We start from the raw sequence: 6,426 nt of genomic DNA, 5'->3' as shown, positions 1-6,426 counted from the left end.
AGCCGGAGGTCCGCCAGGCGTTGACGCCGGGACGGACCGCCGGGCGGAGCAGCCGGGCGCGGTCGTTCCACGGGGAGGCCGGGCCGGCGCCCGCCCGGCGCGCCGCCTCGGCGGCGGCCTGCGCGGCGGCGGCCCGGGCCTGGACCACCGCCAGGACGGTGGCAAGCTCCTCGGGGGTCGGCTGCCCGTGCAGCACGTGGATCGGGGCCATGGCTCAATCCTCTCGCTACGGCCGTGTTCTGGGCAGTGGGCCTACAGGGGGATGTTCCCGTGCTTCTTCGGCGGAAGCACCTCGCGCTTGCCGCGCAGCGCCCGCAGGCCGCGCACGATGTGCCGGCGGGTCTCGCTGGGCGCGATCACCGCGTCCACGTAACCGCGCTCGGCCGCGAGGTACGGGTTGAGCAGGGTGTCCTCGTACGAGGCGATGAGCTCGGCCCGCTTCTCCTCGGCGGTGCCGGCGGCCTCGGCCTCGGCGATCTCCCGGCGGTGCAGGATGTTGACCGCGCCCTGCGCGCCCATGACGGCGATCTGCGCGGTCGGCCAGGCCAGGTTGAGGTCGGCGCCCAGGTGCTTGGAGCCCATGACGTCGTAGGCGCCGCCGAAGGCCTTGCGGGTGATCACGGTGATCAGCGGCACGGTGGCCTCGGCGTAGGCGTAGATCAGCTTGGCGCCGCGGCGGATGATGCCGTCCCACTCCTGCTCGGTGCCGGGCAGGAAGCCGGGCACGTCGACGAAGGTCAGCACCGGGATGTTGAAGCTGTCGCAGGTGCGGATGAAGCGGGCGGCCTTCTCGCTGGCGTTGATGTCCAGGCAGCCGGCCAGGTCCATCGGCTGGCTGCCGACGACGCCCACCGACTGGCCCTCGATCCGGCCGAAGCCGGTGATGATGTTGCCGGCGAACAGCGGCTGGGTCTCCAGGAACTCGCCGTCGTCGACGATGTGCTCGATCACCTTGCGCATGTCGTACGGCTGGTTCGCCGAGTCCGGCACGATCGTGTCGAGTTCGAGGTCCTCGTCGGTGACGTCGAGGTCGGCCTGCTCGGGGTAGGACGGCGGCTCCGAGAGGTTGTTGGAGGGCAGGTACGAGAGCAGGCTCTTGACGTACTCGATCGCCTCCTTCTCGTCCGTGGCCAGGTAGTGCGCGTTGCCGGACTTGGTGTTGTGGGTGCGCGCGCCGCCCAGCTCCTCCATGCCGACGTCCTCGCCGGTGACGGTCTTGATGACGTCCGGGCCGGTGATGAACATGTGCGAGGTCTGGTCGGCCATCACGACGAAGTCGGTGATCGCGGGGGAGTACACCGCGCCGCCCGCGCAGGGGCCCATGATCAGCGAGATCTGCGGGATCACGCCGGAGGCGTGCACGTTGCGGCGGAAGATCTCGCCGTACAGGCCGAGCGAGACCACGCCCTCCTGGATCCGGGCGCCGCCGGAGTCGTTGATGCCGATGACCGGGCAGCCGGTCTTCAGCGCGAAGTCCATGACCTTGACGATCTTCTCGCCGAAGACCTCGCCGAGCGAGCCGCCGAAGACGGTGAAGTCCTGGGCGAACACGGCGACCTGGCGGCCGTCGACGGTGCCGTAGCCGGTGACCACGCCGTCGCCGTACGGGCGGTTCTTCTCCTGACCGAAGTTGGTCGAGCGGTGCCGGGCGAACTCGTCGAACTCGACGAAGGAGTCCTCGTCCAGCAGCTCCGCCACCCGCTCCCGGGCCGTCAGCTTGCCCTTGGCGTGCTGCTTCTCCACCGCCTTGGCGGAGCCGGAGTGCACCGCCTCGTCGATCCTGCGCCGCAGGTCGGCGAGCTTGCCCGCGGTGGTGTGGGGGTCGTACGGGGCCTCGGTCATTCCGGTGGCTCTCCCTGATCCTGGGCCGCGACCTGTTCGAGTGCGCGCGGACCGGAACGGGGGCCCGCACAGGAGGGCAGGGCGGCGCTGCGAACTACCGTTGGGTAGCGTAGCCAGCACGGAGGGCCAGGCGTAACGCCCGGCCGTTATGGTCAGCGACACAGTTTTGTTGACGGCCGTTCTGCGGGACGATGAGGCGGCGTATCCCGACGGGTCCCTCTAGGGTCGTTGCCATGACTGCACCCGAGACCCCCGAGACCCCCCGTCGCAGCGGACTGCGCGGCTTCGGCCACGCCGGGCCCTCGCCGTGGACCGACCTGGACCGGCCGCCGCTGGACGAGGAGGCGCTGCGCCGGGACCTGGTGCTCCCGGGCGGGCTGTGGACCTCGCTCGACGTCGTCACCGAGACCGGCTCCACCAACACCGACCTCGCCGCCCGCGCCCTGGCCGGTGCGCCGCAGGGCGCCGTCCTCGTCGCCGAGGCGCAGAGCGCCGCGCGCGGACGGCTGGACCGGCAGTGGACGGCGCCCCCGCGCTCGGGGCTGTTCCTCTCCGTCCTGCTGCGCCCGGAGGAGGTGCCGGTCGAGCGGTACGGCTGGCTGCCGATCCTGGTCGGCGTCGCCGTGGCCAGCACGCTGAACCGGGTCGCCGGCGTCGAGGTCGGGCTGAAGTGGCCCAACGACCTCCAGGTCGAGGTCGACGGCGCGGAGCGCAAGCTCGGCGGGATCCTGACCGAGCTGAGCGGCGGCGCCGTCATCGCCGGCGTCGGCCTCAACGTCTCGCTGCGCGACGACGAGCTGCCCGTCCCCACCGCCGCCTCGCTCGCCCTGGCCGGCGCCTCCGTCACCGACCGGTCCACGCTGCTGCGCGCCCTGCTGCGCGAGTTCGCCGAGCTGTACGGCGACTGGACGGCCGCCGCCGGCGACCCGCACGCCAGCGACCTGCTCCGCGCCTACGTCGACCGCTGCACCACGCTCGGCCGCCCGGTCGAGGTGCACCTGCCGGGCGACACCGTGCTCGCCGGCGAGGCGGTGGCGATCGACGGCGACGGGCGGCTGGTGGTTCGTACGCCGGAGGGCGCGCGCCGTTCGGTGGGCGCGGGGGACGTCGTCCACGTGCGCCCCGAACCCCGCTGAACGGCACTCTTCACCTCTCCTTGACCCGGGCGGATGCCCCGGATCACGCGATTCCGTGCGAACATTCCACCTGGCAGCGGTGTGAGGCGCGCCACTGTCCGCCCGGGTGGCGGGCGGGCGCCCGGACAGGTAGGACACGAGGCAAGTGCGGCGACCGCACGGGGACGGACCGGTGGCAGAGGACGGCAGCAGCGGCGGGACGAGCGGCGGGACGGCGGAAAGCCACGACCAGACGGTCGCGCTCGAACTCGAACGCCTGATCCTGGACGCGCCGCGCCGCTACACCCCCTACCAGGCCGCGAGGGCCGCCGACGTCCCGATGGAGCTGGCCACGCGGTTCTGGCGGGCGATGGGCTTCCCCGACATCGGGCAGTCCAGGGCGCTCACCGACGGTGACGTGATCGCGCTGCGCCGGCTGGCCGGCCTCGTCGAGTCCGGCCTGCTCAGCGAGTCGATGGCGATCCAGGTGGCGCGCTCCACCGGGCAGACCACGGCGCGGCTGGCCGGCTGGCAGATGGACACCTTCCTGGAGAACCTCACCCAGTCCGTCGAGCCCGGCCTCACCCGCGCCGAGGTCGCCTACCCGCTCGTCGAGCTGCTGCTGCCCGAGCTGGAGCAGTTCCTCGTCTACGTCTGGCGCCGCCAGCTCGCCGCCGTCACCGGGCGGGTCGTCCAGGCCGCCGAGGACCACGAGATCACCAGCGGCCGGCTCGCCGTCGGCTTCGCCGACCTGGTGGGCTTCACCCGGCTGTCCCGCCGGCTGGAGGAGGAGGAACTCGGCGAGCTCGTCGAGACCTTCGAGAACACCTGCTCCGACCTGATCGCCGGGCAGGGCGGCCGGGTCATCAAGACCCTCGGCGACGAGATCCTCTACGTCTCCGAGGACCCGGTGACCGCCGCCGAGATCGCCCTCGGCCTGATCGACGCGCTCGCCGAGGACGAGACCATCCCCGCGCTGCGGGTCGGCATGGCCTTCGGCACCGTGACCTCCCGGATGGGCGACGTCTTCGGCACCACCGTCAACCTCGCCAGCCGGCTCACCTCCATCGCCCCCAAGGACGCCGTGCTCATCGACGGCGAGTTCGCCGCCGCGCTGGAGCAGAACGGCAGCGTCGCCCCGCCCGACGCGGACGGGCCCGGCCTCGCCGAGGCGCTCTCCGCCGCCGCGGGGATGCCCGCCTCCGGGCTGCCGCTGCCCGCGCCGGACTCCGGGCACCGCTTCCACCTGCAGCCGATGTGGCGGCGGCCGGTGCGGGGGCTCGGGCTGGTGGAGCCCTGGCTGCTGTCGCGACGGCTGAAGGCGGAGTAGCGGCGGCTGCGGGTCTGCTGCCGGGTGTTCTGTGTTCGGTGTCTTGTGCCGGATGCCCAAAGTCGGACGACGTACAGTCCGAAAACGGGGCATAACCGAATGAAATCGCCATAGTCTTGGTGCAAGCGGCCGGACGGGTGCGGCTGCCCTCGGGGTCTGGCAGGACCGAGCACAGGGAGCGAGGCGAGCCGGTGAGCAGTGAGGCGACCATGACGGACCGCGGCTGCGACTGCGACGGCTCGGGGCGGCCCCCCGCCGCCCTGCCCGACCTGCGGTTGCGGTCCGTGGTCGAGCTCGCCCAGGACATGGCCGGGGCGCTCACCCCCCTGGAGGCCGTCCGGGCCGCCGCCGCCCGCGCCACCGAAGCCCTCGGCTCCACCATGGCGGCCGTCTCCGTCTGGGACCGCGAGTCCGGTCGGCTGCGGGTGCTCGTCAACCACGGCGACCTCGCGCCCGGCGAGGAGGAACTGCCCGAGGACGAGTCCTACCCCGTCGCCGACTTCCCGGAGATCGTCACCTATCTGGAGGAGCGCTGGACCACCGGCCGGCTGCCGCGCGCCTGGCTGCAGACCGCCGAGAACAGCGAAGCCCACGCCGGGCACGTCCACCCGACCGCCGGCGCCTACTGCCAGGAGCGCGCCGCGGCGCTGCGCCGGCGCGGGCGCGGCTGCTGCGTCGTCGCGCCGATCGTCCTGCACGGGCAGGCCTGGGGCGAGCTCTACCTGGCGCGCGCCACCGGGCTGCCCGAGTTCACCGAGGCCGACGCCGACTACGCGACCCTCCTGGCCGCCCAGGTCTCGGCCGGGCTCGCCCAGACCGAGCGCCTCGCCGACCTGCGCAAACTCGCCTTCTCCGACCCGCTCACCGGCCTCGCCAACCGGCGCGCGGTGGACGCCCGGCTGGAGAGCGCGCTGGAGGCGCACAACCGGGACAACACCGTCGTGTCCCTCGTCGTGTGCGACGTCAACGGGCTCAAACGGGTCAACGACCAGCTCGGGCACGAGATGGGCGACCGGCTGCTGGAACGATTCGCCCACCAGCTGTCGCTGGCCGCCGCCAAACTGCCCGGCAGCCTCGCGGCCCGGCTCGGCGGCGACGAGTTCTGCCTGCTCACGGAGGGCCAGAAGGCCGACGAGGTCGTGGCCGTCGCCGAGGAGCTGTGTGCGCGGGCGCTCGCCCTGTCCGAGGGCGAGGGCGTCGCCTGCGGGGTCGCTTCGACCGGGGATTCGATCGGGCCCGTCACCACCCCCGACCGGCTCTTCCGGCTCGCCGACGCCGCCCAGTACCGGGCCAAGGCCGCCCGCGCCGCCCACCCCGTCGTCGCCGGCCGCAGCCACGGGCCCGGCTTCTCGCCCGACCCCACGGTGCTGCTGGCCGACGCCGCCGACCCCCACCACCGGGCGGACGGGCGGGGGCGGCCCGGTGGGCGGCCCGGCAACGGTGACCGGCGGCGGTTCCGGGGGGCCGCGCACAGCGCCGACCCCGGGCAGCTGCTCACCGCCGTCCTCGCCTCCCTCGACCAGCACGGCGCCGCCCGGGCCGTCCACAGCGCGGACACCCTCGGCAAGCTGGTCGTCGTCGCCGAGGCCGCCGCCCGGCTGCTGGACGCGGTGGGGTGGTGGGTCTCGTACGTGCCGCCCGGCTCCCAGCTGATGCGGACCGCCCAGCACGCCGTCTACCGCATGACGAGCGGGCCCAGCAGCAGCCGGGCCGAGACCCAGCGCGCCCAGATCGAGGCTCCGGACGCGGTCTTCGACCTCCGGCACTACCCGATGACCCGCCGGGCCGTCCGGGGCGGCGCCTTCGCCCTCCGGGCGGGGGCGGCGGGCAACGACCCGGCCGAGGAGGCCATGCTCGTCGTCTCCGGCTACCGGGGGATGATCGCGGCGGGTGGGCAGAACCCGGCGGGTGGCTGGCTCGTGGAGCTGTTCGCGGACGATGCGACGTTGCCGTTGGGGCAGGTGGCTTGTGCGATGCGGGCGCTGGTGGCGGTGGCGCTTTCGGGGCCGGCTTCGCCGCCGCCTGTGTGAGGGTTCCGCTGCGCGGGGCTTGGGGGTTCTGTGGGCTTTCGGGTGGGTGGGTTCCGCCGGGGGTGGCTGCGGGGGTGGCCGCTCCGGGGGCTGGATGATTTTCCGACTG

At 73.5% G+C, this 6,426-nt stretch carries 4 protein-coding genes and 1 pseudogene; 3 read left to right on the top strand and 2 right to left on the bottom strand.

Going from position 1 to position 6,426, the window contains the following annotated elements; genetic code table 11:
• Both AB0O00_RS26430 and AB0O00_RS26425 read right to left on the bottom strand, forming a co-directional pair.
• Positions 1-211 (bottom strand): acyl-CoA carboxylase epsilon subunit (locus AB0O00_RS26430; protein WP_363655790.1); only part of this gene is annotated, 211 nt, incomplete at its 3' end.
• A 41-nt stretch (positions 212-252) separates the two neighbouring features.
• The gene (locus AB0O00_RS26425) at positions 253-1,842 is read right to left on the bottom strand and encodes an acyl-CoA carboxylase subunit beta (RefSeq protein ID WP_363655788.1); all 1,590 of its coding nucleotides are present in this window, start codon (positions 1,840-1,842) and stop codon (positions 253-255) included.
• Positions 1,843-2,075: 233 nt separating this feature from the next.
• Between AB0O00_RS26425 and AB0O00_RS26420 the strand changes: the two genes are divergently transcribed.
• The 3 genes and pseudogenes from AB0O00_RS26420 to AB0O00_RS26410 form a co-directional block, all read left to right on the top strand.
• The gene (locus AB0O00_RS26420) at positions 2,076-2,978 is read left to right on the top strand and encodes a biotin--[acetyl-CoA-carboxylase] ligase (RefSeq protein ID WP_363655786.1); all 903 of its coding nucleotides are present in this window, start codon (positions 2,076-2,078) and stop codon (positions 2,976-2,978) included.
• Between the two features lie 172 nt (positions 2,979-3,150).
• On the top strand, positions 3,151-4,287 hold the full coding sequence (locus AB0O00_RS26415; RefSeq protein ID WP_363655784.1) for an adenylate/guanylate cyclase domain-containing protein: 1,137 nt from the start codon (positions 3,151-3,153) through the stop codon (positions 4,285-4,287).
• A 305-nt stretch (positions 4,288-4,592) separates the two neighbouring features.
• Positions 4,593-5,618: pseudogene (locus AB0O00_RS26410) on the top strand (sensor domain-containing diguanylate cyclase); the annotation flags it as partial.
• Between the last annotated feature and the right edge of the window lie 808 nt (positions 5,619-6,426).

Origin of the sequence: Kitasatospora sp. NPDC093558 (assembly GCF_040683475.1) — a bacterium.
In the GTDB taxonomy this organism is placed as follows: Bacteria; Actinomycetota; Actinomycetes; order Streptomycetales; family Streptomycetaceae; genus Kitasatospora.
The sequence above is the reverse complement of the archived record's forward strand: the minus strand, read 5'-3'. Positions and strand labels throughout refer to the sequence as shown.

Coding starts and splice junctions, on each gene's coding strand:
- AB0O00_RS26420 (WP_363655786.1), top strand. CDS start 2,076: ATGACTGCACCCGAGACCCCCGAGACCCCCCGTCGCAGCGGACTGCGC.
- AB0O00_RS26425 (WP_363655788.1), bottom strand. CDS start 1,842: ATGACCGAGGCCCCGTACGACCCCCACACCACCGCGGGCAAGCTCGCC.